This window comes from Novosphingobium sp. SL115 (assembly GCF_026672515.1).
Classification (GTDB): Bacteria; Pseudomonadota; Alphaproteobacteria; order Sphingomonadales; family Sphingomonadaceae; genus Novosphingobium.
Genome location: NZ_JAPPRG010000002.1, coordinates 2,000,404 through 2,026,143 on the forward strand (window position 1 = coordinate 2,000,404; position 25,740 = coordinate 2,026,143).

The 25,740-nt window shown below is 60.2% G+C and carries 27 protein-coding genes and 1 pseudogene; 15 read left to right on the forward strand and 13 right to left on the reverse strand.

Annotated features, from left to right (window positions below; all coding sequences use genetic code 11):
- Position 1 precedes the first annotated feature (1 nt).
- The gene (locus tag OVA07_RS11200) at positions 2 to 733 is read right to left on the reverse strand and encodes a methyltransferase domain-containing protein (RefSeq protein ID WP_442789644.1); all 732 of its coding nucleotides are present in this window, start codon (positions 731 to 733) and stop codon (positions 2 to 4) included.
- Between the two features lie 125 nt (positions 734 to 858).
- Here OVA07_RS11200 and OVA07_RS19105 point away from each other — a divergent pair.
- The 6 genes and pseudogenes from OVA07_RS19105 to OVA07_RS11225 all read left to right on the forward strand — a co-directional run.
- Positions 859 to 972, forward strand: a pseudogene (locus OVA07_RS19105) (double zinc ribbon domain-containing protein); the annotation flags it as partial.
- Positions 973 to 1,033: 61 nt separating this feature from the next.
- The gene (locus OVA07_RS11205) at positions 1,034 to 1,651 is read left to right on the forward strand and encodes a ComF family protein (RefSeq protein ID WP_326493122.1); all 618 of its coding nucleotides are present in this window, start codon (positions 1,034 to 1,036) and stop codon (positions 1,649 to 1,651) included.
- Between the two features lie 427 nt (positions 1,652 to 2,078).
- Complete coding sequence (gene hisI, locus OVA07_RS11210; protein ID WP_268172689.1) at positions 2,079 to 2,414, forward strand: phosphoribosyl-AMP cyclohydrolase; 336 nt, start codon at positions 2,079 to 2,081, stop codon at positions 2,412 to 2,414.
- A gap of 31 nt (positions 2,415 to 2,445) precedes the next feature.
- Complete coding sequence (locus OVA07_RS11215) at positions 2,446 to 2,934, forward strand: MerR family transcriptional regulator (protein ID WP_268171499.1); 489 nt, start codon at positions 2,446 to 2,448, stop codon at positions 2,932 to 2,934.
- A gap of 5 nt (positions 2,935 to 2,939) precedes the next feature.
- Positions 2,940 to 4,742, forward strand: a complete 1,803-nt coding sequence (locus tag OVA07_RS11220) for an acyl-CoA dehydrogenase C-terminal domain-containing protein (RefSeq protein WP_268171500.1) — start codon at positions 2,940 to 2,942, stop codon at positions 4,740 to 4,742.
- An 81-nt stretch (positions 4,743 to 4,823) separates the two neighbouring features.
- Positions 4,824 to 6,281, forward strand: a complete 1,458-nt coding sequence (locus OVA07_RS11225) for a phosphotransferase (protein ID WP_268171501.1) — start codon at positions 4,824 to 4,826, stop codon at positions 6,279 to 6,281.
- Positions 6,282 to 6,508: 227 nt separating this feature from the next.
- On the opposite strand, the gene OVA07_RS11230 is transcribed toward OVA07_RS11225, so the two are convergent.
- The 5 genes from OVA07_RS11230 to tyrS all read right to left on the reverse strand — a co-directional run bounded on the left by OVA07_RS11230 (position 6,509) and on the right by tyrS (position 11,246).
- A complete protein-coding gene (locus OVA07_RS11230; RefSeq protein ID WP_268171502.1) occupies positions 6,509 to 7,243 on the reverse strand; it encodes a dienelactone hydrolase family protein in 735 nt (244 codons plus the stop codon).
- A gap of 5 nt (positions 7,244 to 7,248) precedes the next feature.
- On the reverse strand, positions 7,249 to 8,166 hold the full coding sequence (cysK, locus tag OVA07_RS11235) for a cysteine synthase A (protein ID WP_268171503.1): 918 nt from the start codon (positions 8,164 to 8,166) through the stop codon (positions 7,249 to 7,251).
- Positions 8,167 to 8,199: 33 nt separating this feature from the next.
- Positions 8,200 to 9,492 (reverse strand): MFS transporter, encoded by a 1,293-nt coding sequence (locus OVA07_RS11240; protein WP_268171504.1) that lies wholly within the window; start codon positions 9,490 to 9,492, stop codon positions 8,200 to 8,202.
- 54 nt (positions 9,493 to 9,546) lie between these two features.
- Complete coding sequence (locus OVA07_RS11245; RefSeq protein ID WP_268171505.1) at positions 9,547 to 9,885, reverse strand: PilZ domain-containing protein; 339 nt, start codon at positions 9,883 to 9,885, stop codon at positions 9,547 to 9,549.
- A 131-nt stretch (positions 9,886 to 10,016) separates the two neighbouring features.
- Entirely contained in the window at positions 10,017 to 11,246 is a 1,230-nt protein-coding gene (gene tyrS, locus OVA07_RS11250) for a tyrosine--tRNA ligase (protein WP_268171506.1), read from the reverse strand.
- Between the two features lie 64 nt (positions 11,247 to 11,310).
- Here tyrS and OVA07_RS11255 point away from each other — a divergent pair, with 64 nt between their 5' ends.
- Positions 11,311 to 11,853, forward strand: coding sequence for a DOMON-like domain-containing protein (locus tag OVA07_RS11255; protein ID WP_268171507.1), 543 nt, complete (start codon positions 11,311 to 11,313; stop codon positions 11,851 to 11,853).
- Positions 11,850 to 13,052, forward strand: a complete 1,203-nt coding sequence (locus OVA07_RS11260; RefSeq protein WP_268171508.1) for an exo-beta-N-acetylmuramidase NamZ family protein — start codon at positions 11,850 to 11,852, stop codon at positions 13,050 to 13,052. The genes OVA07_RS11255 and OVA07_RS11260 overlap by 4 nt, the downstream gene beginning before the upstream one ends.
- A 6-nt stretch (positions 13,053 to 13,058) precedes the next feature.
- On the opposite strand, the gene OVA07_RS11265 is transcribed toward OVA07_RS11260, so the two are convergent.
- The gene (locus tag OVA07_RS11265; RefSeq protein WP_268171509.1) at positions 13,059 to 13,514 is read right to left on the reverse strand and encodes a nuclear transport factor 2 family protein; all 456 of its coding nucleotides are present in this window, start codon (positions 13,512 to 13,514) and stop codon (positions 13,059 to 13,061) included.
- 159 nt (positions 13,515 to 13,673) lie between these two features.
- Entirely contained in the window at positions 13,674 to 14,855 is a 1,182-nt protein-coding gene (locus OVA07_RS11270) for a vWA domain-containing protein (protein ID WP_268171510.1), read from the reverse strand.
- 244 nt (positions 14,856 to 15,099) lie between these two features.
- Between OVA07_RS11270 and OVA07_RS11275 the strand changes: the two genes are divergently transcribed.
- Positions 15,100 to 15,951, forward strand: coding sequence for a L,D-transpeptidase family protein (locus tag OVA07_RS11275; protein ID WP_268171511.1), 852 nt, complete (start codon positions 15,100 to 15,102; stop codon positions 15,949 to 15,951).
- Between the two features lie 24 nt (positions 15,952 to 15,975).
- On the opposite strand, the gene OVA07_RS11280 is transcribed toward OVA07_RS11275, so the two are convergent.
- A complete protein-coding gene (locus tag OVA07_RS11280; RefSeq protein WP_268171512.1) occupies positions 15,976 to 16,404 on the reverse strand; it encodes a GFA family protein in 429 nt (142 codons plus the stop codon).
- Between the two features lie 92 nt (positions 16,405 to 16,496).
- Here OVA07_RS11280 and OVA07_RS11285 point away from each other — a divergent pair, with 92 nt between their 5' ends.
- Complete coding sequence (locus tag OVA07_RS11285) at positions 16,497 to 17,240, forward strand: glutathione S-transferase family protein (protein WP_268171513.1); 744 nt, start codon at positions 16,497 to 16,499, stop codon at positions 17,238 to 17,240.
- A gap of 23 nt (positions 17,241 to 17,263) precedes the next feature.
- On the opposite strand, the gene OVA07_RS11290 is transcribed toward OVA07_RS11285, so the two are convergent.
- Entirely contained in the window at positions 17,264 to 18,109 is an 846-nt protein-coding gene (locus OVA07_RS11290; protein ID WP_268171514.1) for an AAA family ATPase, read from the reverse strand.
- Positions 18,110 to 18,245: 136 nt separating this feature from the next.
- On the opposite strand from OVA07_RS11290, the gene OVA07_RS11295 reads away from it, so the two are divergent.
- Entirely contained in the window at positions 18,246 to 19,136 is an 891-nt protein-coding gene (locus tag OVA07_RS11295) for a hypothetical protein (protein ID WP_268171515.1), read from the forward strand.
- Here the strand turns inward: OVA07_RS11295 and OVA07_RS11300 are convergent.
- Together OVA07_RS11300 and OVA07_RS11305 are read right to left on the reverse strand one after the other, a co-directional pair.
- Positions 19,133 to 21,145: a DNA topoisomerase IV subunit B gene (locus OVA07_RS11300; RefSeq protein WP_268171516.1), complete on the reverse strand. Its 2,013-nt coding sequence runs from the start codon at positions 21,143 to 21,145 to the stop codon at positions 19,133 to 19,135. The two genes, OVA07_RS11295 and OVA07_RS11300, sit on opposite strands and share 4 nt — an antisense overlap.
- A gap of 71 nt (positions 21,146 to 21,216) precedes the next feature.
- Positions 21,217 to 22,413 carry a penicillin-binding protein activator gene (locus tag OVA07_RS11305; protein WP_326493123.1) on the reverse strand — a complete coding sequence of 399 codons (1,197 nt, stop codon included), beginning with the start codon at positions 22,411 to 22,413 and terminating at the stop codon, positions 21,217 to 21,219.
- A gap of 50 nt (positions 22,414 to 22,463) precedes the next feature.
- Here OVA07_RS11305 and rsmI point away from each other — a divergent pair, with 50 nt between their 5' ends.
- Positions 22,464 to 23,327 carry a 16S rRNA (cytidine(1402)-2'-O)-methyltransferase gene (gene rsmI, locus OVA07_RS11310; protein WP_268171517.1) on the forward strand — a complete coding sequence of 288 codons (864 nt, stop codon included), beginning with the start codon at positions 22,464 to 22,466 and terminating at the stop codon, positions 23,325 to 23,327.
- Positions 23,324 to 23,692, forward strand: coding sequence for a YraN family protein (locus OVA07_RS11315; RefSeq protein ID WP_442789645.1), 369 nt, complete (start codon positions 23,324 to 23,326; stop codon positions 23,690 to 23,692). The genes rsmI and OVA07_RS11315 overlap by 4 nt, the downstream gene beginning before the upstream one ends.
- Before the next feature lie 13 nt (positions 23,693 to 23,705).
- Here the strand turns inward: OVA07_RS11315 and OVA07_RS11320 are convergent, their stop codons facing one another.
- Positions 23,706 to 23,912, reverse strand: a complete 207-nt coding sequence (locus OVA07_RS11320; protein WP_268171518.1) for a hypothetical protein — start codon at positions 23,910 to 23,912, stop codon at positions 23,706 to 23,708.
- 121 nt (positions 23,913 to 24,033) lie between these two features.
- Between OVA07_RS11320 and gshB the strand changes: the two genes are divergently transcribed.
- Positions 24,034 to 24,981 carry a glutathione synthase gene (gene gshB, locus OVA07_RS11325; RefSeq protein ID WP_268171519.1) on the forward strand — a complete coding sequence of 316 codons (948 nt, stop codon included), beginning with the start codon at positions 24,034 to 24,036 and terminating at the stop codon, positions 24,979 to 24,981.
- A gap of 111 nt (positions 24,982 to 25,092) precedes the next feature.
- Positions 25,093 to 25,692, forward strand: coding sequence for a DedA family protein (locus tag OVA07_RS11330; RefSeq protein WP_268171520.1), 600 nt, complete (start codon positions 25,093 to 25,095; stop codon positions 25,690 to 25,692).
- The last annotated feature ends 48 nt before the right edge of the window (positions 25,693 to 25,740 follow it).

Consider the following 25,740-nt stretch of genomic DNA (forward strand, 5'->3'; position numbering starts at 1 on the left):
CTCAGAACTTGGGTGGGCGGATTGTTTTCGCCCACCCGCTGAGCGTCAGGATTTCAAACCGTTCCGTCACTTTGCCGTCTGCGTCGGCGCGAGCGGCAAAGGCTTGTTGCGCGCGGGCAAGGGCGGCCTTGCCCAGAGGCGCGCCGTAGCGGGCAAGACAACTGCCAAGGCCCTGCGCGCGCAGGTCATTGACCAGCCCGGACAGCGAGCGGAAGCGCACGTCGATGTGATGGCTGTCGACAACTGGATCGGCAAAACCGCAGCGTTGCAGCAATTGGCCGCCTGCGCGCACATCGACTTGCGGATGAATGCGCGCGGCGGGGCGGTCGGCATCGGCTTCAAGCATGATCGCCCGCAATGCCGGGAGTGATCCTGCGCCAAGGAAACTGGCAATCATCAATCCGCCATCAGCCAGGGCGCGGCGCAAGTGGAGCAGTGCGCCCGGAAGATCATTCACTGTGTCCAACGTGCCAAGACTTGCGATGAAATCGAAGCTCTCCTTGTTGGTTATAGGGGCTTCTTCATTCAAGGTATGAGGTCCGATGACCGGATCGCGTCCCTGAATGGCCGCACCGGATGCGGCAAGGCTGGCAGCCACTGTTCCGGTCCATTCCCCGACGATCAGGGCACGAGTTGGCTGGTGGCGCAGGAAAGACAGCCGATCCAGCACATCATCGACCATATCATCGACGATATAACGCGGTGAATCTGGCTGGGCCTGGAGATGCGCCATGCGCATACGGACGGCATTACGCCGATTTGGTGCGAAAATTATTGGAGGTGCGCTGGCCATTTCCCGCCACTGCCCGGCTTGGCTCGTCTTGCCAAGAGCCTGCATCATGCAGACAACGCTGTGTCATGGCCCGACTTGGCTTTCTGACGCCGGTAATCGATTTTGTGTTTCCGCCGCGATGTCCGCTATGCGGCGTGCCGGTTGCGGCGCATGGAGGGTTGTGTCTGGCGTGCTGGGACAAGCTGGTGGTGCCTTCGGGGACGAGTTGCAGCTTGTGCCAGCGACCTTTGGGCGATCGACATGACACCGGGGCCGAGCTGGTGTGCGCGCCCCTGCATGGCGCAGCCTCCGCGTCATACCGGTATAGCCGCCGCTACACTTTACAACGATACCTCGCGGTCGCTGGTGCTGGCGTTGAAATATGGGCGGCGGATCGGATTGGCGCCGATGATGGCGCGCATGATCGTGCCGCGGCTACAGGCGATGGAGGGGGCGTGGCTGGTGATGCCGGTGCCGCTGCATCGTTGGCGGCTATTGCAGCGTGGATTCAACCAGTCGGCCCTGCTGGCCCAGTATATGGCGAAACACATGGCGCGGACATCGCACAGGCTGGTGGTCGATGGTCTGGTGCGTCACAAGGCGACACCTTCACTGGGCGGGCTGAACCGCAAGGCACGGGCAAGGGCGCTTTCAGGTGCGATTGTGGCGCATCCGCGCCGTGCACAGCTTTTGCGTGGGGCAAAAGTTCTGCTGGTAGACGACGTCTTGACCAGCGGCGCGACGACCAACGCCTGCATTGCCGCGCTGCGCAAGGCGGGGGCGGTTGAAGTGCGGATTGCGTGCTTTGCCCGCGTGCTGGACGAAGCGCTGGATTTTGCAGGGACCGCTCGAATGGAAGCTGTTTCAGGGGATGACTGAAAAAGGAAACGCCCGGAACCAGAAGTTCCGGGCGTCCTCGTGACGAATTTTTGCGGGCGTTCGCGTATTCCGCGATACTGACGGCCCCCTGACCGTCCCGCCTGGTCCCTCATCATTCCGGAGGTTTCCCTGCGCGGCCCTGTGGGCCTGCTGCGAGAGATGCCGTCCGGCCCCTCAAAGTGTTCCCTGAACATTGGCGCTTCAGCACTGCCTTGCGGCTGTCCAGATCGCGGTTCCCTCAAACCACGTGTGCTTAATCATCCATTCATGGTCTGGAAGGAAGCAGATTGTGCCGAGAGCGTGGATTTTGTGCGTAGATTGTGGTTATCGTGCAACAAATGTCGCCAGATCGATGGCGACAGGAAAGGTCGATACCCACTTGAGTACCCAATCCGATGCCGCCCTGCGCGAACAGGGGCAGGAATTCATGCCGAAATTCGATTCTGCCGGGTTGCTGACGGCGGTTGCGGTGAATCACCTGACCGGCGAATTGCTGATGCTGGCCCACATGAATGCCGAAGCCATCGCCAAAACCCGTGAAACCGGATTCGCCCACTTTCATTCGCGTTCGCGCGGCAAGCTGTGGATGAAAGGTGAAAGTTCGGGGCACGTCCTGAAAGTGATCGAGATTCGCGTGGACTGCGATCAGGATGCATTGGAACTGCGGGTCGATCCGGCGGGGCCAGCCTGTCACACGCTTGCCCCGTCGTGCTTTTACCGCAGGATTGAGAGCGATGGCACATTGCAGCGGATAGCTGATTGACGCTTACGTAAGGGGTAGGTAGCTTGGCATCATGTCACAGCATGATGCCATCTCGACTCGCGATCCATCGCCACGCGGTGGCCACACCGGCCATCTCGATCAGCCTGATGCGCTGAAGCGCGACCAGTTCACGATTTCCGATCTTTCCAACGAATTTGGCGTAACGGCGCGTGCGCTGCGCTTTTATGAGGACGAAGGGCTGATCGCGCCGACGCGGATCGGCCTTTCGCGCATGTATTCGCGCCGCGACCGGGCGCGTTTGGCGTGGATCATGCGCGCAAAGAACGTCGGTTTCAGTCTCGCTGAAATCCGCGACATGATCGACCTTTACGACATGGGGGACGGACGGGCTGAACAGCGCCGTGTAACGATCGCCAAATGCCGCGAGCGGATCGAGAACCTGCGCCGCCAGCAGGCCGACATCACTGCGACCATCGACGAACTTACCAGCTTCGTCGAACTCGTTATCAAGAAAGAGCGTTCCGAGGGCCGCACCCCGGACGCCGTGAACAAGGGATAGGATCAATGCCCGTCTATACCGCACCGACGCGCGACACGCGCTTTGTCGTCAATGAACTGCTTGCCCTTGAATCCTATGGCAATCTGCCGGGGTTCGAAAGCGCTTCACAGGACATGACCGACGCTATCATCGCAGAAGCCGGGCGCTTCGTTTCGGAAGTGATCGCCCCGCTCAACCTTTCGGGCGACCGCGAAGGCTGCACGCGCCATGCCGATGGCAGCGTGACCACGCCGACCGGTTTCAAGGATGCCTATCGCCAATATGTCGAAGGTGGCTGGGGCACGCTTTCTGCCCCGGAAGAATTTGGCGGGCAGGGGCTGCCGCACGTGATGGGCTTCATCATGGAAAAGTACCTTGCCACGGCCAATCAGGCCTTTGCGATGTATCCCGGCCTTGCCAATGGTGCGATTTCAGCCATTAGGGCCAAGGGTTCGCCCGAACAGCAGGCCAAGTATCTTCCCAAGATGGTGACTGGCGAATGGCTGGGCACGATGAACCTCACCGAGCCGCACTGTGGCACCGACCTTGGCATGATCCGCACGCGGGCGGTGCCGCAAGCGGATGGCTCCTATGCGATCACCGGCACCAAGATATTCATTTCGGCAGGCGACCATGACCTGACCGAGAACATTATCCATCTGGTACTGGCCAAGACGCCGGGTGCCCCGGAATCAAGCAAGGGCATTTCGCTGTTCATCGTGCCCAAGTTTTTGGTCAACGATGACGGTTCGCTGGGTGAGCGGAATGCGGTTTCGGTGGGGGCCATCGAGGAAAAGATGGGCATCCACGGCAATGCGACCTGCGTGATGAACTACGACGGGGCAAAGGGCTGGATCGTAGGCGAGGAGAACAAAGGCCTCGCCGCGATGTTCATCATGATGAACGCGGCGCGCCTTGGCGTGGGGATGCAGGGGCTGGCACAGGCTGAAGTCGCCTACCAGAACGGCCTAGCCTATGCGCTGGATCGCCGTCAGGGCCGTGCGTTGACTGGACCGGCAGAGCCGCAGGAGCGTGCCGATCCGATCATTGTCCACCCCGATGTGCGCCGCATGCTGATGGACGCCAAGACCTTTGTGGAAGGGATGCGTGCGTTGTGCCTGTGGGGGGCACTGCAAGTTGACCTGTCGCACAAGGCCGCGACCGAGGATGAGAGGCAGGAAGCCGACGACCTTATCAGCCTGCTGACCCCGGTCATCAAGGGCTATGGCACCGACATGGGCTATAAGGTAGCCACCGACATGCAGCAGGTGTGGGGCGGCCATGGTTACATCGCCGAAAACGGCATGGACCAGTTCGTGCGCGATGCGCGCATCGCCATGATCTATGAAGGCGCGAACGGTGTGCAGGCAATGGATCTTGCTGGGCGCAAGCTGGCGCAGAACGGCGGCCGAGCGGTGCAGCGCTTCTTTGCGCTGGTTGATGCCGAATGTGCAGAAGAGACTTCGGACGAAACTGTGAAGCTTGTGGCGGAGCGTCTGGGCAAGAGCGTGGGCGAGATGAAAGCGGCGACCATGTGGTTCATGCAGAACGCCATGACCAATCCCAACAATCTGGGCGCAGGCGCTTATTCATATATGACACTGACGGGCATCGTCTCACTGGGCCTGATGTGGCTGCGTATGGCCAAAGTGGCGAGCGCGGCCTTGGCCGCCGGCGGCGATGATGCGGCATTCTATGAAGCCAAGCTGGCCTGCGCGCGCCATTGGGCCACGCGCTCTACCCCTGAAGCAGGGGCGCTGCGCCGTCAGGTTGAAGCAGGTGCGGAAACCGTCATGGCGTTGACGCCAGAGCAGCTTGCCATTGCGTGATGGCATGATCTGACAAGAGGTGCGGCTTGACAGGGCTGTGCGAGGCTGGTGCTTAATTGCCCGATTAACGGGAGAAAAGCATTGGCCAAGCGCAGCCCTCGCGAGCTGATAGAGCTTTACTGGACTGAGGTCTGGAACAACCGGAATGCGGACCTGATCCGCGAACTTTGTGCCGATCCAATTGTGCGGCATGATCCGGGCAGTGTCACCGCCCTGTCGTTGAAAGATCAGATTGCGCGGGTGCGCCAGCAGAGCGAGCGGGCCGAGCCATATTTCGAACATGAAGTCCTGCATGCGGACGATACTTATGTGACGTCGGTATGGAACATGCACACCCGCAAAGGCGATCGCGTCGAGCTGTGCGGGATCGAGGTGTTCAAGGCGGTTGACGGCAAGTTCACCGATTGCTGGAATTCCAGTTACACCCAAGGCCGGTGGGGGCGTGAAGGGGATGCTTCGGTCCCCGACGATTTGCCGGAGCCTGCGCTGATCGCTTTGGCACATGACATTACCCCGCAATGGTTGCAGGCCATGTTCCAGCACGGCGGAGTGCCAGCTCCACGGGTAAGCCTCGTTTCGACCAGCGCGATCGGGCATGGCAATCTGTCGCAGACGATCCGGGCGGAAATCACATATAACGCCAATGCGGCCGATGCTGTGAGGTCGGTAGTGTGCAAGTTTACATCCGGCGTGCCGCAGGCCGTGGATGTGGCAGGCAACCATGGGGTCTATCTGCGCGAATGTGCGGTCTATGACTTCTTTGGCGCGACGCCGCCTTTGTCCACGCCGAAAGCCTATTGGCGCCGTGCGGGTCGCGATGGGCGAACCATCAATCTTGTGCTTGAAGACTTGTCGGGTCGGACCCGTGCGGGCGACCAGATTGCCGGTTGTTCGGTGGCGGAAGCCCATGCGGTGGCGCGCGAACTGGCTGGGCTTCATGCGGCGACATGGAACGATCCCCGGCTGGATCAGGCCGATTGGTTGCTGGACCGCCGCAACGCGGCTGAAAGTTCGGCACAGGGCTATGCACTGGCGACGGTGGAATTTCGCAGACGTTTTGCGGGGTGGGCCGATGTGACATTGCTTGCCGCAATCGATTCGTTCGTGCCGCGAATGGAGGAGATGATCGTCGCGGCGGCGGAGGGGAAAGCGCTGGTGCATGGCGAGCCGCGCGTAGACAACGTGCTGTTTGAAGATACGGCAGAGGGGCCGCGCGCATGGTTGATCGACTGGCAATTTGCCGCGCGCGGTAGCCCGATGTTCGATTTGGCCTATTTTCTGGCAGGGTCACTTTCGCCCGAAAACCGGCGGGTTTGCGAAGCGGCGATGATTGAAAGCCATGTCGCAAGGTTGTCAACAGTCGCGCCGGAATGGGACTTGGCGACTGCTCGCGCAGACTATGCCAAGGCCCTTCCGATTGCGCTGCAATTCACCGTCGGTGCCATTCTGGCAATGCCGGAAGATCCACACGGCGACCGACTGCTGCTGACACTGGCTGAGCGCAACATCGCTGCGCTCAGCGATTGGGGCTTAGTCTAGGGTCAGGACCTATTAATCACGCCACCGAGGCGCTGGAATGGCGAACATATCGGGCGGATAGTTGCGCAGGGAAGGCTGGTTGCCTTTCCAAGCGAGTATCTGTTCGAGATGGATGCCATTCCAGCGTCCCTGCGGGATTTGACCAAAATGGCCCACTGCTGCGTCAGGAAGCCTTGAGATATCGACATATCTCTGCGCCTTCCTTCCTTGCATTGAGCCATTTTGTCTCAAACCTCGATGGCGCGATTAATAGGTCCTGACCCTAGAACTTCGTCGATCATTTCCATTAGCGCGGACCAGCTTTGTCGGTCTGCGCTGGCGTCATAGCTGATGGCGGCCATGCCGCGCGCGTCACTGCCGGGATCGGTAAAACCGTGGCGGACGCCGCTGTAGCTGTGGAAGTGCCAGTTGGCCCCTGCAGCATCCATTTCTTCCCAGAACGCCAAGACCTGCGCGCGTGGCACCATGGGATCAGCATCGCCATGGCACACCAGCAGGCGCGCCTTTACCGCGCCGGGTGTGGCGGGCAGGGCAGTGTCGAGCAGGCCATGGAAACTGGCGGCCAGCATTATGTCTGCACCATCACGCGCCAGTTCGAGTGCGGCCTGCCCGCCCATGCAGTATCCCACCACGATAACCGGCAATCCTTGCGCGGCCGCGTGGTCGGTCAGCGCGCAAAGCCCCGCGCGCAATCGCTGGCGATAGCCTTCGGGTGAGGCGCGTAACGGGCCAGCCAGCACGCGCGCATGGTCAAAATCGCGGACCTGTTCGCCATAGAAATCGGCGATCATCGCCACGAAGCCGGCGTCAGCCAGCATCTTTGCCCGCCCGATCATCGCGGCATTGCAGTTGGCGATGGTGGGTAGAACCAGCACTGCGGCACGGGGAGCGCCTTCTGGCCGGGCCATAAACCCGGCCAGTGGCACGTTGCCATCGGCGTAATCGATCTGTTCCATCGCCATCGCGCTTACTCCGGCAGGAAGTCCGGCACCGACAGATAGCGTTCGCCCGTATCGTAGTTGAAGCCCAGAACGCGGCTTCCTGCAGGCAGGCTGGGCAGTTTCTGGGCAATGGCAGCCAGCGTGGCACCCGACGAAATGCCAACCAGCATGCCTTCCTTGGTGGCGCACAAGCGGGCCATTTCCTTGGCGTCTGCTGCATCCACCTGAATGGCACCGTCAATTGATTGGGTGTGCAGGTTGCCGGGGATGAAGCCTGCACCAATGCCCTGGATGGGGTGCGGCGCAGGCTGGCCGCCAGAGATCACCGGCGAAAGAACCGGTTCTACGGCAAAGGCTTTCATCGCAGGCCAGTGCTTTTTCAGCTCTTCAGCGCAGCCGGTAAGGTGACCTCCGGTGCCGACGCCGGTAATCAGCACATCGACGGGTTCGCTGCCGAAATCCTTGAGGATTTCCTGCGCAGTGGTGCGGACATGCACCGCGACATTGGCCGGATTGTCGAACTGCTGCGGCATCCATGCGCCGGGGGTTTGTTCGACCAGTTCCTTGGCCCGTTCGATTGCGCCCTTCATGCCCTTTTCACGCGGCGTCAGGTCAAACGTGGCGCCATAGGCCAGCATCAACCGCCGCCGTTCAAGCGACATCGATTCGGGCATGACCAGAACCAGTTTGTAGCCTTTGACCGCAGCAGCCATGGCCAGGCCGATACCGGTGTTGCCCGATGTCGGCTCAACAATCGTGCCGCCCGGTTGCAGGCTGCCATCAGCTTCGGCGGCCTCGATCATGGCGAGTCCGATTCTGTCCTTGATTGAGCCGCCCGGATTGGCGCGCTCGCACTTCACCCATACCTCGTGGTCGGGAAACAGGCGGGACAGGCGAACGTGCGGGGTGTTGCCGATAGTGGCGAGGATGGAATCCGCTTTCATGTCGCTTGCTCCTTTTGGTGAAGGGATTGCAGCTTACGCTGTCCGGTAACGGGCTGCAAAGGTTCGTGCATTCTTGAGTTCGGGGAAAGCGAAGAACCAGATGGCGGTAACGGCAATCGCGCCGATTCCGCCAAATGCCACCGCGCCAATCGCGCCCAACAGCGCTGCCGCCACGCCAGACTGCATTTCGCCCAGTTCGTTAGACGCCGAAATGGCAAGCCCGGAAATTGAAGAAACGCGCCCGCGCACATCATCAGGCGTGTGGAGTTGGACCAGCGTGCTGCGGATGAACACTGAAACCATGTCGCCCGCGCCCACGCCTGCCAGCATCAGCAGCGAAAGGTAATAGTTGGTCGAAAGCCCGAAGCCGATGGTGAACGCGCCATAGATGGCAACACCAATCAGCATTTTCAGGCCGACATTGTTGGCAATTGGCCTGCGCGCCAGGACGAATGCGACTAGCGCTGCGCCGACGCCGGGCATGGCGCGCATCAGCCCCAGCCCGTCGGCGCCAACTGCATGGCCATTCACTGTCAGGATATCGCGCGCAAATACCGGAAGCAGCGCGGTTGCGCCGCCCATCAGCACTGCGAACAGGTCCAGCGTGACGCAGCCCAGCAGGAAACGGTCATTCCAGACGAACGACAACCCTTCGCGGATCTGGCGCACTGGATGGCTATCTCGGTTTCCTGGCGGCGGCGGAAGGCGGCGAATGCCGAACACGCAAAAGGCCGAAAGCATCAGCAGCGCGGTCGATGTCCAGTAGGGCAGAGCAGGGTGTCCGGCAAACAGCATGCCGGCGATGGCCGGTCCGCCAACGGCGCCGGTTTGCCATGCCATTGAATTGATTGCGATGGCTTTGGGCATCAGTTCGGCAGGCACGATATTGGGCGCAATGGATGATAGCGCCGGTCCAATGAATACCCGCGCAGTACCGTGCAATGCGGCCAGCCCGAACAGCAGCGGCAGGCTGAGTGCCCCGGTCTGCGTGGCAATCGCCAATGCCAGCGCTATCGTGCAATCAAGGCAGATGGACAGTCCGGCCACATTGCGGCGATCAAATCGGTCTGCCACGACACCGGCAATCGGCGTCAGCAGGAACAGCGGCAGAAATTGGGCAAGACCCAGCAGGCCAAGCTGAAACGCGGCCTGAGCGATCGACATGCCGTAATCGCTGCGGGCGACATCATAAAGCTGATAGCCAAGCATCACCACCATACCCGACGTGGCCACCACCGAGAAGAACCGGGCGATCCAGAAACGCCGGTAATCAGGTATGGCCAGTGGTGATGTAGGGACGGGCGATGGAGAGGCTGCGACGGTCACGCTGTTGGCAATGCCAGCACAGCCGGTCGTTGCCAAGAAAGCAAAACTTTGGCGTTATTCTCTTGTCCGCGCTTTCACATTGGGTTGCAGCGCTTTGACCATTCGCGTGAAATCATCCAGCCGAACGATCCGTTCAAACTGGAAACCGGCGCGATCGCCATCTGCCCACACCAGAAACGCCTCGATCCTGCCGATATGTGGCAGGCGCACGGTGACACGTTCGCCCCGCCCAAGTTCGGTCACGCCGTTGGCCATGAACCCCGTGGTCGAGATGTTTGCAATCTGCAACATCACATCGCCAAGAGCGCGATGTTCCCCGATCACCGGAAGGTTTACCGGGTGGCGCGTGGAGCGTCGTAGATCGGTGACCGAAAGCTGTGCTCCGCCGCGCATCGTTCCTCCTTGGCGCATGAGTGACTATGCCCAAGGTTATAGGATTGAAATTGCGAAGAATTCGTAAAGCTTCGGCAAACACTTGCCGGAAGCGGCAAGGGTTTGCCGTTAGCGAACGGGAAACCCTGCCGTCAGCCCTGACGCACGATGCCGTGCTTTTTCTTGCCTGATGAAACGCGGATTTCCTTGCCGTCCAGTATGATGCGGAACGCCTCATCGGTAACGGGTTCGCCATCCACGCGCGCGCCGCCGCCTGCGACAAGGCGTTTGGCTTCGCCACGGCTTGCGGCAAATCCAAGGCCCACCAACGCATCAACGATGCCGATGCCATCTTCGTCCACGGCGAAAGTGGGCAGATCCTGCCCCAGCCCGCCACCAGCAAAAGTGGCCGCCGCAGTGGCTTCCGCAGCCTTTGCCGCTTCGTCACCACGCACCAGCCGGGTCACTTCGTTCGCCAGCACGATCTTGGCCGAATTGATCTCGCTGCCTTGCAGCGCTTCCAGCCGGGCAATTTCGTCCAGTGGAAGATCGGTGAACAGGCGCAGGAACTTGCCCACGTCGCGGTCATCGGCATTGCGCCAGTATTGCCAGAAATCCCAAGCAGGCAGAGCGTCTTCGTTCAGCCAGACCGCGCCGTTCATGGTCTTGCCCATTTTGGCACCATCAGCCGTGGTCAGCAGAGGCGTGGTCACGCCGAACACTTCCTTGCCGTCCATGCGGCGGGTCAGTTCGATGCCGTTGACGATGTTGCCCCACTGGTCAGACCCACCCATCTGCAACTGGCAGCCATAACGCTGCGACAGTTCGCGGAAGTCGTAGGCCTGCAGAATCATGTAGTTGAATTCGAGGAACGACAGCGATTGTTCACGATCCAGCCGCTGCTTCACCGAATCAAAGCTGAGCATGCGGTTGACCGAGAAATGCTGGCCCACTTCGCGGAGGAACGGGATGTATTCCAACCGGTCGAGCCATTCAGCATTGTCGAGCATCACCGCGTCGGTTGGTCCGTCGCCAAACGTCAAAAAGCGTTCAAACACGGTCTTGATTGAGGCGACGTTGGCGGCAATCACTTCGTCGGTCAGCAGCTTGCGTGCTTCATCCTTGAAGCTGGGGTCGCCGATCTTGCCGGTACCGCCGCCCATCAGGACGATGGGCTTGTGCCCGGCCTGCTGCAGGCGGCGCAGCAGCATGATCTGCACCATCGATCCGACATGCAGCGATGGCGCGGTGGGATCGAAGCCGATATAGCCCGAAATGATCTGCTTTGCCGCCAGCGCATCAAGCGCGCTCGCGTCGGTCATCTGATGGACATAGCCCCGCTCGGACAGCAGGCGCAGCAAAGAAGAAGTGTATTCGGTCATTTCGGCCACCTGATTTCCGGGCGCTTTTGGGTAAGGATGGCGCGCCTAGCACGGAGTTGCGCGATTGGAAACGTATGAGCTGTTGCCCCATCCGGCCAATCCGCCGCTGGCGGTGTCAAAGGTGGAAGCACGGATACAGGCGATCGATGCCCACTGGCTGACATTGCGCTGGCGGGTAGAGGAGGCACATTCGCTGATCGTGCCATCCTTTGCGGGCAAGGGGCGGGCTGACGGCCTTTGGCAGACGACATGCTTTGAATTGTTCGTGATGCCTGATGACGGCGAAAATTATGCCGAGTTCAACTTCTCTCCATCACAACAATGGGCGGCTTATGACTTTATCGCGTACCGCGATGGCATGGCGGACCGCCCCATGCCGCGCGACCCGGTGTGTACGCCGCGCCGTGGGCAGTCAGTGCTGATTTTCGATGTGGCGATGCCTGCGGCCGCATTGCCGCCACTGCCATTTTCCTATGGGCTGACGGCGGTGATCGAGGAGAAGGGCGGCGTAAAATCGTACTGGTCCATCGCCCATAGAGAAGATCGGCCAGACTTTCATTACGCCACTTGCTTCACCGCGCGCCTTGCGGCACCGACACAGCTATGAAGTTCGGTATTGATCGGCTGCTTGCCGACCCCGCCCTGCGAAAGCCGCTTGAAGGCCGCCGCGTCGCCCTTGTCGCTCATCCGGCGTCGGTTACCGAAGGCCTGGTGCATTCGCTTGATGCACTGGCTGGCCTGAAAGGCTTGAACCTGACCGCCGCTTTTGGCCCTCAGCACGGGCTGAAGGGCGACAAGCAGGACAACATGGTAGAAACCGCAGACGAGTTGGACCCGACATACGGTATCCCGGTGTTCAGTCTTTATGGCGAAGTCCGCCGCCCCACGGCGCGGATGATGGATAGCGCGGATGTGTTCCTGTTCGATCTGCAGGATCTGGGCTGTCGCATCTACACCTTTGTTACCACGCTACTGTATCTGCTGGAAGCGGCCCACTGCACCGACAAGGCGGTTTGGGTTCTGGATCGGCCCAATCCTGCGGGTCGTCCAGTGGAAGGTACCACGCTGCTGCCGGGTTGGGAAAGCTTTGTCGGTGCAGGGCCAATGCCGATGCGCCATGGCCTGACCCTGGGTGAAATGGGGCGCTGGTTTGTCCACCATTTCAAACTCGATGTGGACTATCGCGTAGTCACGATGGATGGCTGGCAACCGGAAACCGCGCCAGGCTTCGGCTGGCCGGAAAACCGCATCTGGATCAACCCTTCGCCTAATGCGGCCAGCCTCAATATGGCGCGCGCCTATGCCGGGACGGTTATGATCGAAGGCGCGACGGTTTCTGAAGGGCGCGGCACCACCCGCCCGCTTGAAGTGCTGTTCGGTGCTCCGGATGTGGATGCCAAGGCAGTGCTGGCAGAAATGCAGGCTTTCGCCCCGCAATGGATGCAGGGCTGCGCCGTTCGCGAATGCTGGTTCGAACCGACGTTCCACAAGCACGCCAAAAGCTTGTGCAGCGCCTTGATGATCCATGCCGAAGGCGCGTTCTACGATCACCACGCCTTCCGCCCATGGCGTCTGCAGGCGCTGGCATTCAAGGCTATCCGGCGGCTTTATCCCGATTATCCGCTGTGGCGTGATTTCCCCTATGAATATGTGTTCGACAAGCTGGCAATTGACGTCATCAACGGCGGCCCGGCCTTGCGCGAATGGGTGGACGATATGGCATCCGTCCCGGCTGATCTTGACGCCATAGCCGGAGCGGACGAGGCTGCCTGGATCGAGGAGCGGCGGCAGTTCATGCTGTATTGAGACGAGTTAGAAACGCAGAGGAGCAACAGGCTGTGCGCCGACGTCCATCGGTTTGCGGAACAGTCGTGCTTCACACTGCACAGTGTCAAAGAACTCCCAGATCTCTGCGATAAGCCCGTCCTCAACACGAAAGATCTGGCAGTATTGTTGTTCGTAAGGCGTGCCATCAAGGGTCATCGCGCCGCCTTCCATCATGCCGACCACGATGCAGCCATCCACTGCCATGATCCGCCAGCGGCGTGCCAGATTGACCGTGGCCGGATCGAGATTTTCCATCACGCGCGGAAAAATTTCGTCGAATAACTGCTTCTTGCTGGTGCTGCGGCCTGATATCGGCGTGCGACCCACGACGTTGTTGATGAAATCGTCGCTTAGCGTTGCGGCAAAGCGATCGATGTCCATTTTTTGCAGGCTACCATACCATTGTTCGACCAAGGCCCGCGCGGTTGGTTGTTCGGTCATCACGCATCGTCTCCCGCTTTCTGTTGCAGGAATGGTCGTGCGCCAGCGGCATGAAGCCAACTGGCTGAATTGACAGCCAGTTGGCCTTTTCGTTGCTATCGGAGTGAGGGCATTTGTTCACAACGCTCCCCCATGTTGCCATCCCGCAGTCCCCGCAGCCTAATGCTTCTTGCGGGTCAATTCCCGCATCGCTCCGTCCAGTCCTTCCAGCGTTAGCGGATACATGCTGCCGCCGATCAGATCCTTCATCATCTTGGTCGATTGGGAATAGGTCCACTGCTTTTCGGGCACGGGGTTAAGCCATACCGTGGCCGGGTAGGTTTGCGCCACGCGGTGCATCCACACCGCGCCTGCTTCTTCGTTGAAATGTTCAACGCTGCCACCCGGATGGCTGATTTCATAGGGGCTCATAGCGGCATCCCCCACAAATACCACTTTGTAATCGTGGCCGAATTTGTGGAGGATATCCCACGTTTTGGTGCGGTCAGACCAGCGGCGCTTGTTGTCCTTCCACACGCCTTCGTACAGGCAGTTGTGGAAGTAGTAGAACTCCATGTTCTTGAATTCAGCGGTCGCCGCGCTGAACAACTCTTCCACCAGCTTGATGAACGGGTCCATTGATCCGCCGACGTCAAGGAAAAGCAGCAATTTAACCGCATTACGCTTTTCCGGGCGCATCTTGATGTCGAGCCAACCCTGTCGCGCGGTGCCTTCGATCGTGCCGTCCAGATCAAGCTCGTCCGCAGCGCCTTCGCGGGCAAAACGGCGTAGCCGGCGCAGCGCAATCTTGATGTTGCGAGTGCCCAGTTCCTTGGTGTTGTCCAGATTCTGGAACTCGCGCTTTTCCCACACCTTCACCGCGCGCTTGTGGCGGCTTTCTCCGCCGATCCGCACGCCTTCGGGGTTATAGCCAGAATTGCCGAACGGGCTGGTGCCGCCAGTGCCGATCCACTTGTTGCCGCCTTGGTGGCGCTTTTCCTGTTCTTCCAGACGCTTTTTCAGCGTCTCCATGATCTCGTCCCACGAACCCAGCGCCTTGATCTTCTCCATTTCCTCGTCGGAAAGGAACTTTTCGGCCACCGCTTTCAACCAGTCTTCGGGAATGTCGACCGGTCGCTGGCCATAATCGGTCAGCAGCCCTTTGAAGACTTTGTTGAACACCTGATCGAACCGGTCGAGCAGGCCTTCATCCTTCACGAACGTAGCGCGCGACAGGTAATAGAACGCTTCAGGCGTCTGTTCGATCACGTCCTTCTCCAGCGCTTCCAGCAGCACGAGATGCTCTTTGAAGCTGGCCGGAATTCCGGCGGCGCGCAGTTCATCGACGAAGTTGAAAAACACGAAAATGCCGCTCCTATGCCTTAATCGCATGATTAAGCGCTGCGGACTTCGAGGGCAAGCCCTGCACGCAATCAATCCCGTGCGACCGCAATGGGCTAATTTGCGGTTGAGTAGGCGCGACGCGAAGCTAAGAATTGCACCCTATGGTTAAGGGGCGTTAACGATGAATCGCGGTGTCGGGAAACGCACTGTCGGGACTCGCGTTGCGGGCGCTCTTGGCGCAGTCGCTCTTCTTGCTCTGCTCATGATCGCTGTTGTGCCTGGCGGCCTATTTCTGGGCCGGGCAGAACGGGCCGAAGCGCAAGTGCTTGCTCCGACATCGCCTGCCCTGCAGTTGTTGGTGCCGCTGCCAAAGCCGGCAGGTCCGCCACCAGTGGATCAGGTTCTGCAATCGGGTGTGTTGATTGTGGTTAGCAAGGCATCGCAGAAGATGCATGTCTTCCACAACGGAAAGCTTTGGGCGTCATCTCCGGTGTCGACCGGTAAGCGCGGCCATTCCACACCGGCAGGCGTATTCCCGATCCTGCAAAAGAAGACCTACCATCGCTCCAACCTTTACAGCAATGCGCCGATGCCTTTCATGCAGCGGCTGACGTGGGGAGGGGTTGCGATTCATGCTGGACGCCTCCCGGGCTATCCCGCCTCTCACGGATGCATTCGGCTGCCCTATGGCTTTGCCAAATCCCTGTTCGCATTGACGCGGGCCGCTACGACAACGGTTGTAGTGACCAATGAGGCAACCGGTTCGGAAACGGTTGCGATGACGCTGGCATTGAACGCGCAGTCGGGCCGCCCGGCCGCACTTGCCGCTGCAATCCCGCCGGTCGCTGTGCCGTCGCCTGCTCCCTCCTCGCCACAGTTTGCGGGCAGGGGGCAAACGATCCAGCTCGCCGCAGCGCTCAGCGCGGCAGAGGCTGAGGCGCGTTGGCAAAGCCTTGTATCCCTGCATCCTGAACTTGCCGGATTCCGCAAAGACGTGGTTTCTGCCGTTGTCGGGTCGCGCCGCTACTGGCGGTTGCGCGCCAGCGCACCTGAAGCCTACGCAATGTGCGCCTCGCTCAAACGCTCCGGGCAGGATTGTTTCAATGTCAGCTAGAATCCAGCTTAGCTAGAATCCAGATCAATCGGCATCTGCGGGCGGTGGCGCAGGCGGCTGTTGCGGCCAGCGTTCCAGCGCGGGATCGAACTGTGCCCACGCTGGCGCATCATCGGTCCAGATAATCATCTGCGGAGCCAGCCCTGAATCTGCCCCCAGCATTCCGAACCGCACGGTCTTAAGGTGCATTCGGGCAGAGCTTTGGCCAAAGACCTGCGTGCCGCATGATGGGCAGAAGTGGAAAGTCAGCGTATTGCCACTGGCGGCTGTCCAGCCATTCTCGGCCAGAACGCCCGTAATCTCAACGTCTTCTGCCTTGAATATGGCGTTGTGCGTGGGGCCACCTGCCGCGATCTTCTGGCACTGGCGGCACCAGCATTGGCGCGTGCCAAGCGGATCGCCCGATACTTTCAGCCTGACAGATCCACACGCACATTCTCCGCTATACGACATCAGTGCAGTCTCCGAACGGGTTGCCGTCGATTGGGTATTGTTAGTGTTACATACAATTGTTTATGGTGCATCCAAACGGAGAGGATAAAACCATGACGCTCAAGCTCTACTCCTTCGGTCCCGCCGCCAACTCGATGAAGCCGCTTTTGACGGTATTCGAAAAGGGGCTGGACGTCGAGAAGCACCGGCTGGACCCGGCCAAGTTCGAACATCACACCGAATGGTTCAAGGCCATCAACCCGCGTGGACAAGTTCCCGCGTTGGTCGATGGCGATAAGGTCGTCACCGAATCCACCGTGATCTGCGAATACCTTGAAGACGAATACCCCACCGAGGTTTCGCTGCGTCCCGCCGACAGTTTTGGCCGCGCGCAAATGCGGGTGTGGACCAAGTGGGTGGACGAATATTTCTGCTGGTGCGTCTCCACCATCGGCTGGCACCGCTATGTCGGCAACATGGTCAAAAGCCTGTCCGACGCTGAATTCGAGGAAAAGGTAAAGGCCATTCCGGTAATCGAACAACAGGTGAAGTGGCGCCGCGCCCGTGACGGCTTCCCGCAGGACATGCTGGACGAGGAAATGCGCAAGATCGCCTACTCCGTCCGCAAGCTGGATGACCATCTGGCCGATCACGAATGGCTGGTGCCGGGTCAATACACACTGGCCGACATCTGCAACTTCGCCATCGCCAATGGCATGCAGTTCGGCTTTGCGGAACTGGTGAACAAGGCTGACACGCCGCATCTGCTGCGCTGGATCGAACAGATCAACGAACGCTCTGCGGTCAAAGCCATGTTCGCGCAGGTCGAACTTGAAAAGCTCGGCCCGCGCGATTGAGTTGGTGCTGACGGCGCCGGGGATCAGCTCCCCGGCCGCCGGGCCATGAAGGCCAGCTTTTCAAACAGCATGATGTCCTGTTCGTTCTTCAACAGCGCCCCGTGCAACGGCGGAATCGCCTTGGTCGGGTCACGGTTCTGCAGCACGTCTAGCGGCATATCTTCGTTCAGCAGTAGTTTTAGCCAATCGAGCAGTTCGCTGGTCGAAGGCTTCTTCTTCAGGCCCGGCACTTCCCGGATATCATAAAAGACCTCCATGGCCTTGGCCACCAGCGTCTTCTGGATGCCGGGGAAGTGAACGTCGATGATCGCTTGCATCGTCTCCCGGTCGGGGAACTTGATGTAGTGGAAGAAACAGCGGCGCAGGAAAGCGTCGGGCAGTTCCTTTTCATTGTTCGACGTGATGACCACGATCGGGCGCTCTTGCGCCTCGATCCGCTGCTGCGTTTCGTAAACGTCAAAGCTCATCCGGTCGAGTTCCTGCAACAGGTCGTTGGGAAACTCGATATCGGCCTTGTCGATTTCATCGATCAGCAGAACCGGCAATTGCGGGGCGGTAAAGGCTTCCCACAGCTTGCCTTTCTTGATGTAGTTGCCGATGTCGTGAACACGCTCATCGCCCAGTTGCCCATCGCGCAGGCGGGCAACCGCATCGTATTCGTAAAGGCCCTGCTGCGCCTTGGTCGTTGATTTCACGTTCCATTCGATAAGCGGCGCGCCCACCGCTTTGGCAATTTCGTGGGCCAACACCGTCTTGCCGGTGCCGGGTTCACCCTTTACCAGCAGCGGGCGGCGCAGAAGCACCGCAGCGTTGACCGCGACCTTCAGATCGTCTGTTGCGACATAGTTGCTGGTGCCTTCAAAGCGCATCGGCGGTTCCCGTCTGATTAATCGTACGGTTAAGCGATAAGGCGCAGATTTGCGCCACGCAAGAAGGATTGCGCAAGCCTGTGCGTTTATGACTTCAGTGTCAGCTAAGGCTGATTTTCTGACGAATGCGTCAGGAATGGGGTGCTTTGATGACGCAGGCGTCAGTAACGATGAAGGCATGTATCGAAATGTCATTCAGCCAGTGGACATGGCGCGGGATGATTGCTGTCCGGCACAGACCGCGATAGGGCGCGAAGCGATGTGGATGATCCCCAGTTCTGCGCCAATTGACGGCTATCGGGCGTCTCCACGCGAACGGATGGTATCCTTCGTGCTGGCTGTCGTTACGGTGGTTCTGGTCTTTCTGGTCATGCTGCGAATGGGGGCGATTACCGGCTTTGGCGGCGGCGAAGGTTCGCGATTGGTGGCGATTACAGTCTCCGAAGAAGGCGAAAAGGGGGAGGATAAGGCTCCTGAACAGCAAAAGCAGCAGAAGTCTGACAATGCTCAGGCAAAGCCTGTTTCTGCGCCAGCGGTAACCGCACCTCCACCCGTTTCGGTGCCCGGCAAAGTCCAGTGGCCGGAAGGCTTTATCCAATTAAGCCGTAGCGATTATGCCGCCACTGATATCGGGAAGATGAAGCGGCAGCCCGCAGGTGGCGACGCTGGTGCCAAGGCTGGCGGTGCAGGGGAAGGCGCAGGCGAAGGGCCGGGCGGCGTCCGTCTCTATAATGCGCAGTGGTATCGCGAACCCACCGATGCGGAAATCGGTCCTTATATGCCTGCTCGTCGGACGGCAGGCGATTGGGCGATGATTGCCTGCCGCACGATAGACAAATACCACGTCGAAGACTGTCAGGAACTCGACGAATCCCCCCGCGGCTCAGGCCTCGCCCGCGCGCTTCGCCAGGCATCCTGGCAATTCCTCGTTCGCCCGCCACGCATCAACGGTAAAGCGCAAGTGGGCGAATGGGTACGGATACGGTTCGATTTCAGATCGAAGAAGGCTGAACGCGAAGAGGGTTAGGCATCAATCAGTTCCGGATCGATTTCACCCGCGCGGTTCTGGATGAACATGAATCGGTGGGCTGGATCACGCCCCATCAGGCGGTCGACCAGTTCCTTTACCGCAGCGCGGCCTTCGTATTCTGGCGGCAGGGTAATGCGGATCAGGCCGCGGCTGGCGGGCGACATGGTGGTTTCGCGTAACTGCTGCGGGTTCATTTCGCCAAGGCCCTTGAAGCGGGAAACTTCCACCTTCTTGCCCTTGAACCTGGTCGCTTCCAGTTCGGCGCGGTGGGCATCGTCGCGGGCATAGGCCGACGTGCTGCCGCTGGTCAGGCGATAGAGCGGCGGCTGCGCCAGATAGAGGTGACCGCGCCGCACGATGTCCGGCATTTCCTGAAAGAAGAACGTCATCAGCAGCGTGGCGATGTGTGCGCCATCGACGTCTGCGTCAGTCATGATGATGATGCGGTCATAACGCAGCGCGTCCGGGTTACAGTCCTTGCGCATGCCGCATCCCATGGCCAGCGCAAGGTCGGCGATTTCCTGATTGGCGCGGATCTTGTCCGCTGTGGCGCTGGCCACGTTCAGGATTTTACCGCGGATCGGCAGGATCGCCTGCGTCTTGCGGTCGCGTGCCTGCTTGGCGCTGCCGCCTGCCGAATCGCCTTCTACGATGAATAATTCGGTTTCGCCGCTGCCTTCGCCGGAACAGTCCGTCAGCTTGCCGGGCAGGCGCAGCTTGCGGGCATTGGTGGCGGTCTTGCGCTTGACCTCGCGCTCTGCCTTGCGGCGCAGGCGGTCGTCCATCCGCTCCATCACCGCGCCCAGCAATGCTTTGCCGCGCTCCATATTGTCGGTCAGGAAATGGTCGAAGTGATCGCGCACCGCTGCTTCGACCATGCGTGCAGCTTCGGGTGAGGTCAGGCGGTCTTTGGTCTGGCTTTGAAACTGCGGATCGCGGACGAAGACCGACAGCATGATTTCGCTGCCGGTAATCATGTCTTCGGGTGCAATGTCCTTGGCCTTTTTCTGGCCGATCAGATCGGCGAAGGCGCGGATGCCCTTGGTCAGCGCGGCGCGCAGGCCTTGTTCATGGGTGCCACCATCGGGTGTGGGGATGGTGTTGCAGTACCAGCTATACGATCCATCGGACCACAGTGGCCAGGCAATCGCCCATTCCACGCGGCCCATTTCCTCGCCATTGGGACCAAGGGGAAAGTCCTGACGACCCGCGAACGGCACGCTGGTAACGCATTCACGGCCTGAAACCTGTTCGGCCAGATGGTCGGCCAGACCGCCGGGAAACTGGAACACGGCTTCGGCAGGCACATCATCGCTGACCAGCGAGGCTGCACATTTCCAGCGGATTTCAACGCCAGCGAACAGGTATGCTTTCGACCGGACCAGCCGGAACAGCCGTGCAGGCTTGAACTTTGCATCCGCACCAAAGATTTCGGCATCGGGCACGAAAGTAACCTGCGTGCCGCGCCGGTTGGGCGCGTTGCCGATCTTTTCCAGCTTTGTCGTGGGAAGGCCGCGCGAGAACTCCTGCGCGTAAAGCTCCTTGTTGCGCGCCACTTCGACGCGGGTGAGGGTGGACAGTGCGTTGACCACCGACACGCCGACACCATGCAGGCCGCCGCTGGTGGCATAGGCTTTTCCTGAAAACTTGCCGCCGGAATGCAGCGTGGTCAGGATCACTTCCAGCGCGGATTTGCCCGGATATTTCGGGTGTTCATCCACCGGAATCCCGCGACCGTTGTCGGATATCGACAATCGCCCCGCAGACCCGGCTTCTTCTTCCAGAAAAACTTCGATGCGGTTGGCATGGCCCGCCACCGCTTCGTCCATCGCATTGTCGAGAACTTCGGCGGCAAGGTGGTGCAGTGCGCGTTCGTCGGTTCCGCCAATATACATGCCGGGGCGGCGACGGACCGGTTCAAGGCCTTCCAGAACCTCGATTGCGGAACCATCATAGCTTTCGGCGGAGCTAGTGGCGGGAGCCTTGTCGAAAAGATCGTCGGACATGCGAACGGGTATAGAACACGGGCGAATCCCCGCGCAAGCCAAAGCACCGCCTTATCCGGCGAAATTACCGCTTACTGGAACTTTGCCGGCGCAGGGCTGACGGTTGTGAAAGTGCCAGCGCCCACTTCACGCACTTCCATCGCTCGCTCGGCCATGCCCGATGCGGTAAACCGGAACACTCCGTCCAGCCCGATAAAGCCTTGCGGATCATAGAGCTTGGCGGTGGGGAAAGTGGTGCCCGCCTTCCATGTGCGCGCCACATTCAACGTCAGCAGCACGCTGTCATAGCCCATCGTCGCCAGCCGTGATGGCACAGCGCCAAAGCGGGTGCGATAAGAGGTTTCAAACTGGCCGAACCGCCCGTCGGAAACGGTTGCGAACCACGCACCGCGCATGGCTGGTGTGCGCGCCAGAACGGCTTCACCGCTCCACAATTCAGTGCCCAGAACCTTCACACCCTTACCTGCCAGCGGCCCGGCCTGCAGGGCAATACGGCTACCGTCGGCAATCAGCAGGGCGTCGAATTTTCCTTTGTCCTTGGCGCGGCGCACGGCGCTGGCGACCGAAGTATTGCCCCTGTCGTAGCTTTCGACGGAAGCCACCGTGATGCCTTCGCCGCGTGCCGCAGCGGTCAGCCCCGCCACCGCGCGCTGGCCATAGTCGCCGGTCGGGATAATCGCCGCGACCGATTTGATGCCCTTGGCCTTGGCAAAGCCCAGCACGCGGGCAATCGACTGGCCCGGAGCCTGTCCCATCACGAACACATCGCGCGACGCAACTGCGCTGTCGTTCGAATATGTAATCATCGGCACTTTGGCCGTGCGGGCCACGTTCGACACCAGTACCACGTCATCCGACAGCAGCGGGCCAAGGATCAGCTTGTTGCCATCGGCAATCGCTTTTGATGCGGCCACACCTGCGCCAGCAGCGGTATCATACGTCGTGATGCGCAGATTGGCGGCATTGGTGTCCAGCAGCGCCATGGTGGCGGCATTGGCAATGGATTGGCCCACGGCGGCGTTCGTCCCGCTCATCGGTACCAGCAGCGCGATGCGGTGGCGGCCTGCGTCGGTCGGCAGGACATTGGCATCGGGTGCTTTGTCGGTCGGTTCCGGCGTCGGGCCTACCGGCCCTTTGGGAATGACCGTGCAGCCTGCCAGCAGGGCCAGCGTTCCGGCGACCGAAAGCCTGACAATGCCGCGCATTGCTGCCCGGCGTGACCGGACGGGGCCATTTTCGGCTCGAACACCCATATGCCCCATGTTCATTCTCGGCACACCCTCTTGTCGGTCAACGCTACCCGGTCCATGGGAAGGGCATGGAAGCACCCTTGATGGAACCCGGCCCACTTGATGCAGGCCTCTATATAGTTGCCACCCCAATTGGCAATCTTGGTGACATCACCCGTCGCGCGGTTGAAACGCTTGATCGCTGTGCGCTGGTTGCCTGTGAAGATACGCGGGTCACTGGCAAGTTACTGAATCTGCTGGGACTGCACAAACCTCTGCGTCGGTATGACGATCACGCCAGCGATGTCGCGCGCGAAGCATTGCTGTCCGAAATGGCGGAAAAAGCCGTAGTGCTGGTTTCGGATGCTGGCACCCCGCTGATTTCTGATCCGGGGTATCGGTTGGTGCGCGATGCGCGGGCGCGGGGCATTGTTGTAACATCTATTCCCGGTCCCAGCGCGCTAGTGACCGCGCTTTCGATGGCTGGCCTGCCAACCGACCGTTTCATGTTCGCAGGCTTTCTTCCGGCCAAGGACAAGGCGCGCGGGGATGTTCTGGCCGAACTGGCAGCAGTTCCGGCAACACTTGTGTTTTATGATACCGGCCCGCGCCTTGTCGCGTCGCTGGATGCCATCGCGCGGTGCCTGCCGGGGCGTGAAGTTGCCGTGGCGCGTGAACTGACCAAGTTGCATGAAGAATGCCGCAGCGGCACGGCGCAAGACCTTGCCGAACATTACACCGCTCATCCGCCAAGGGGTGAAATCGTCCTGCTGATTGGTCCGCCCGGTCCGCCAGTCGCGCCCGAAGACGATGTGATCGAGGCAGAATTGCGTGCCGCGCTGGCCGAAATGTCCACCTCGCAGGCCGCTGGCAAAGTGGCCAAGGCGCACGGGCTTGATCGCAAGACGCTTTATGCACGCGCGCTTGAAATCAATGGCGAACTGAAAGGGTGAGCCGCAAGCTGGGCCGGGTCGAGGCTGAGCGGCGCGGGCGGCGTGGCGAAGCGTTTGCCGCGTGGTGGCTGCGGCTTCAGGGCTGGCGCATTGTGGCGCAGCGGGTGAAGCTTGCGGTGGGAGAGGTCGATCTGGTCGCCCGTCGTGGCCGCACGGTAGCTTTTGTGGAGGTCAAATGGCGGCGCGATGCCGCAGCGCTCGATACCGCGATTGACGCTGCGCGGTTGCGGCGGGTGGCACGTGCGGCGCAGGCGATTGCAGCGCGGCATGTGCATGACGGTGATACCATGCGGATCGACGTGATCCTGATTGCGCCGTGGCGCTGGCCGCGCCGGATCGCCAATGCGTGGCAACCCGGCGCGTAGGGTCAGGAGCTAATCAGTGGGCAGGCTTGTGCTCTTCCTTGTGCTCGCCGCCATGATGATCGTCCTTGTGGTCACCCTTGTGGTCGCCGTCGTGATGTTCGTCCTTGTGCTGACCATCCTTGGGGGCCTGTGTGGGGTGCGGATCGGGATTGGCGATGCCCTGGGCCGACCAGCCGAGAACAGCGATACCGGCGGCGGCGACAGTGAACAGTTTGCGCATCAAAGGCTCCTCAAGGAAATTTCGGTGTGGCGCCCCTTTGGCGCAGCGCGAAAATGGTCGCACAGGCGATAAATCGGCTTTAAGGCCCGCATGAGAGAAACCCCTGAGGCAGAGCATAGCCATGACCCTTCGCGTCGCGGTCCAGATGGACCCGCTCCAATCGATTAATATCGCAGGAGATTCCAGCTTTGCCCTGATGCTTTCGGCGCAGGCGCGGGGCCATGAAATTTACCATTACGACGTCGGCGCGCTCAGTCTGGATGAAAATGACCGGCTGATCGCCCACGCAACCCCGGTAACGGTGCAGCGCGTGGCGGGCGATCACTACACGGCCGGGGAGAAGCGCAGGCTCGACCTTGGCCGCGATATCGACGTGGTGCTAATGCGGCAGGATCCGCCGTTCGACATGGGCTATATCACCGCCACCCACCTGCTCGAACGGATCGAGAGCGAGACGCTGGTGGTGAACAACCCGCGCAGTGTCCGCAATGCGCCGGAAAAGGTCATGGTGCTCGATTACCGCCGGTTCATGCCGCCGACACTGGTCACCCGGTCGGTCGAGGAAGTGCGCAGCTTCCAGAAAAAGCACGGGGCCATTGTCATCAAGCCGATCCACGGCAACGGTGGCAAGGCCATTTTCCGCGTTTCGGAAGAAGGCGAAAATCTTGGCGCGCTGTTTGAAGTGTTCAATCAGACCTGGCCCGAACCGCACATGGTGCAGGCTTTCCTTCCCGAAGTGGCCAAGGGTGACAAACGCATCGTGCTGGTCGATGGCGAAGTGGCAGGTGCCATCAACCGCAAACCGGGCGAGGGTGAATTTCGTTCAAACCTCGCCGTTGGCGGTTATGCCGAGAAGACCGAACTGACCTCGCAGGAACAGGAAATCTGCGCTGCGTTGGGACCAGAACTCAAGCGGCTTGGTCTGATTTTCGTCGGTATTGATGTGATTGGTGGCCAGTGGCTGACAGAAATCAACGTGACGTCGCCCACCGGCATCGTGGCCATCGACAAGTTCAATGGCACCGATACTGCAGGCATGATCTGGAACGCCATCGAAGGGCGACTGTAACCCGGCAATACATCCGCGCCCCCGTGCAGACGGGGCCTCAGTCGGCATTGAACGAACATTCCTTTGCCGGGATGTGGGAGCCTTTGACCGCCGGGAAGCGTTACATATTGCATGAATGACTGGATAACCCACCTGATCGAAGGCGGCGGCTATTGGGGCATCGCCTTTCTGATGGTCATCGAGAACGTCTTTCCGCCGATCCCGTCCGAGGTCATCATGGGCCTTGGTGGCGTTGCCGTCGCGCGTGGGCGGATGGAATTCTGGCCGTTGATGCTGTCAGGCACAGTGGGCTCCACGCTGGGTAATTATTGCTGGTATCTGCTAGGGCGAACGCTGGGATATGAACGGCTGCGCCCGTTCGTCACCCGTTTTGGCCGCTGGCTGACCGTGGAATGGGACGACGTGGAAGCCATCGTCCGCTTTTTTCGCAGCCATGGGCAATGGGTGGTATTTGCTGTCCGCTTTGCCCCGTTCATGCGCACGATGATCTCGCTGCCCGCCGGCTTGACGCGCATGGGACATCTGCGGTTCCTGCTGTTCACTTTTGCAGGGGCAGCCATCTGGAATCTTGTTCTGGCGGGCGCAGGTTTCTATCTCGGCCGAAATTTCAGCGACCTTGAAAAGTACACAGGCCCGGTCGCTACAGGTACACTGGTCATTGTCCTGATCGCTTATGTCTGGCGGGTGGTGACGTGGAAACCGCGCGGCTGACCACAAAAAAGCCCCGCGAATGCAGGGGCTTTCCTGTTTGTCGAACGA